This is a genomic window from Komagataeibacter kakiaceti JCM 25156, from assembly GCF_000613305.1.
On record NZ_BAIO01000274.1, the window covers coordinates 1 to 3,199 of the forward strand.

Consider the following 3,199-nt stretch of genomic DNA (forward strand, 5'->3'; position numbering starts at 1 on the left):
GCGCCCGCTGCGGTCAAGTCCGACAACCCGCTCCAGACCCGCCTTGCGCCGGACAGCATGACCCCGGCGGTGGCGAGCATGATGCACGATCAGAACCTGACGGTCGGCAAGGGCACCCTGATTCCGTGCGGCACGATAAACGAAATCAATACCACCCTGCCCGGCATGGTAAGCTGCCGGGTCAGCCATGATGTCTATTCCATCAACGGCAAGGTCCGGCTGATCGACAAGGGCGCGCTGGCGGAAGGGGAGGTGACATCGGCCCTGCAATACGGCCAGAAGCGGATTTTCGTGAACTGGCTGCGCCTGCGCAACCCCGAGGGCGTCACCATCGACCTGCTCAGCCCCGGCACCACGCCGCTGGGCGGCAGCGGGATCAAGGGCAAGGTCAATACCCATTTCTGGGCCCGGTTCGGGGATGCGATCATGGTGTCGATCATCACCAATGTTGGTCAGATGATGGTGCAGGCCATTACCAACCTTGCCTCCAAGCCCGGCACGACCAGTATTTCCACCACCAGCAGCGATACGGATTCCGTTGCCGGGCAGGTGGAAAAGATCATTCTGACCCAGACCAGCAACGTGCCCCCCAGCCTGTATGTGCAGCAGGCAATATCGTGCAGATATACGTCGCGCGGGATCTGAGCTTCAGCAGCGTCTATACATTGACCGATCGATAGGCGGGTTGCGTTAAAAGTTTCCGGGTGCCGTCTTTTTTAAAGCATCCTTATGATTACAGGATATTTTGTGGATTGGCGGCTTCAAACAGTCTCGCAAAAGGGTTTTCACGTCTGTTCCCTGTCCTGCCCGCCCGGATGCGCCCCGGCGACCAGAAGTTTTTTGGTTATTTAAAAAAAAGAACAGTAACATTTCTCATATAAAAATATAAATATCATTCCTGAAAAGTAATTAATTCCCGATTTCCCACATTTATTTTCTGGTTGAATTATATTCCGGTTTGGCGCGATGATCGGGTTCAGGTTACCCACCTTCATGCAATGTCAGGAAAGGGAATTCCGATGCCCCGTTTCATAAACGATGACGACCGCCCCGATGACGTGGGCGAAGGCAAGCACGGGACCGCGCGCAGGCTGGCGGAGGCCGGGCTGCGGGCCGAACGTGAAGGCGATCAGGCCCGCGCCGATGAACTGTTTGATGAAGCCGAGCGCACCGACCCCGAAGCCCTGGAAAACGTGCTGATGGAAAACCCGGCCCCCCGCCGCCGTGTTTCCGGTCGTGGTTTTGGGGATGACCGGAGTGTGGCCCGCATGAGCCGGACCGTGGAGCCGGGATCCGACGCCCCGTCGCGCGCCGGTATTACCGAAAATGGCAGCGGCGCGGATTCGGAAAACAGGTAGGACGCCGCGTTGAAAATAACCGGCTGACAGGAAATGAAAGTTTCCGGGTGCGGGCTTTTTGGGAAAAGCTTCACCCTGTTACCGGCGCGGGCTGTTTAAAGCGACGGCCCCCACATTCCCGCCACGAACAGGATCGTGCCAAGGGCGAGCATGGCGATGTGGAACATGACCTGCCCCGGCATGGAATCGGGGCTGATGTGCAGCCCATGAACGAACTGGACCACCACCAGCGTCAGCCCGACAACGCACAGGCCGATCCGCACGGGGCTGATCGAAGTAGGCCATATCTGGTTTCTGCGGTTCATCGCTGCATCTCTCCGGGCTGGGCGGCCAGTCTGCCATAAAATGGACCGGGGCAGAAGGCATGTCGCATCCATCAGCCCTTGCCTGTATCCTCCCGCATGCTATGCGCGGGAAAGTGGTTAGCGGTGAACCGATAGGATGAAGATGCGCCCCGAATGTCGTGCCGTCGCGCATGGATTGGCCGCCTGTATCATGACGGGCCTGCTGGCGCTGCCCGTGCCGGTCCGCGCGCACCCCCATCATCATGCAAAGGGGGTCACGCATCATCCAGCAGTGGCGGAGGAGGTTCCCGCCGGGCCGCCCCTGCCCGATGGGCAGATTTTCCTGCCCCCGCCACCTGGCCCGGATACGGCGCAGCGCGCGACGGATGCCAGCATCTACGCCATCACCCGCGCGCTGGAGGGCACGCCCCGGTGGCAACTGGCGCAGGCCGATAATCGTGATACGCCCGCCCATATGCTCGCCGCCTTTTCCTGCGCCGTGGGCTTTACCCTGCCGCCGGAGCATCTGCCCGAACTGGTCGGCCTGATGACACGGATCGAACGGCGTCTCGCGCCCGTCGTGCATGAACAGAAAATGCTCTGGAACCGTCCCCGCCCGTTTACGGCGGTCGAACTGCCGCTGTGCATTCCGCTGCGCGCCGATCTGAAGGAGGATCCGTCCTATCCCTCCTTCCATGCCACGCTGGGCTGGGTCGCGGGGCTGGTGCTGTCCGATATGCTGCCCGAACGCACGGCATGGATCATGCAGCGCGCCCGTGTCTTCGGGGAAAGCCGGGTCGTGTGCGGCGTGCAGTGGCACAGCGATGTCGTGGCGGGCTGGCTCAATGGCGGCGTGCTGTATTCGGCCATGGAGCGTGATGAAGGCTTCCGGCAGGAAATGGACGCCGCCCGGGCCGAACTCACGGCCCTGCGCGCCACCATGGCCGCACCCCCCGCCGCCGAATGCGCGGTGGAGGCGGACGCCGCGGCCCATCCGCCCCAGTAGGGTTACGCGCGGATCAGGACATGAACCCGATCCGCCTGTTCCCTTCACGCCCCGCGATTTCGGCCTGAAGGCGGGCGAGCAGTTCCTCCGGCGTGGGGTTTTCATCCAGCAGCCGTGCGCGGCGCAGCACCAGCGCGAAGTCCGAAGGTACCAGCGTCTGGGCCTGTCGCAGCTCGGCGGGCGGCTCCTGCCCGAAGAAGCGGCGGAACGCATGCGCCGCCTGTTCATGGGTCAGATAGCCAAAGCGCCCCCGGAACAGGAAGCGCCGCATGCTGGCCGGGTCCAGCTTCTCCACCAGGTTGGTGGTGCAGGCGAAGGGCAGCGGGTGCTGCTCCATCCATGTCAGCATCTCGTTGACCTGACTGATTTCCCACGACCGTTCGGCGGCGCGGCGGTCCCCCAGCAGGCCATCGGCCTCGTCGATGATCAGGAAGGCCCCGCTGTCGCACGCCTCGGCAAAGGCGGCGGCGATCTGCTGCTCGCTCTGGCCCACATATTTGTCCAGCAGGTCGGAGGCGCGCTTCTGCAGCACGGGCATATCCATTCCGCCG

At 62.4% G+C, this 3,199-nt stretch carries 5 protein-coding genes; 3 read left to right on the forward strand and 2 right to left on the reverse strand.

The features are described from left to right. Together JCM25156_RS24045 and JCM25156_RS12135 are read left to right on the forward strand one after the other, a co-directional pair. Positions 1–645 (forward strand): TrbI/VirB10 family protein (locus tag JCM25156_RS24045; protein ID WP_148299386.1); only part of this gene is annotated, 645 nt, incomplete at its 5' end. A gap of 374 nt (positions 646–1,019) precedes the next feature. Beyond that, a complete protein-coding gene (locus JCM25156_RS12135; RefSeq protein ID WP_025813269.1) occupies positions 1,020–1,358 on the forward strand; it encodes a hypothetical protein in 339 nt (112 codons plus the stop codon). A gap of 95 nt (positions 1,359–1,453) precedes the next feature. On the opposite strand, the gene JCM25156_RS12140 is transcribed toward JCM25156_RS12135, so the two are convergent. Further along, a complete protein-coding gene (locus JCM25156_RS12140; RefSeq protein ID WP_025813270.1) occupies positions 1,454–1,663 on the reverse strand; it encodes a hypothetical protein in 210 nt (69 codons plus the stop codon). Positions 1,664–1,805: 142 nt separating this feature from the next. On the opposite strand from JCM25156_RS12140, the gene JCM25156_RS12145 reads away from it, so the two are divergent. Further along, positions 1,806–2,648, forward strand: a complete 843-nt coding sequence (locus JCM25156_RS12145; protein WP_025813271.1) for an acid phosphatase — start codon at positions 1,806–1,808, stop codon at positions 2,646–2,648. 13 nt (positions 2,649–2,661) lie between these two features. Here the strand turns inward: JCM25156_RS12145 and JCM25156_RS12150 are convergent. After that, positions 2,662–3,199 (reverse strand): AAA family ATPase (locus tag JCM25156_RS12150; RefSeq protein ID WP_148299387.1); only part of this gene is annotated, 538 nt, incomplete at its 5' end.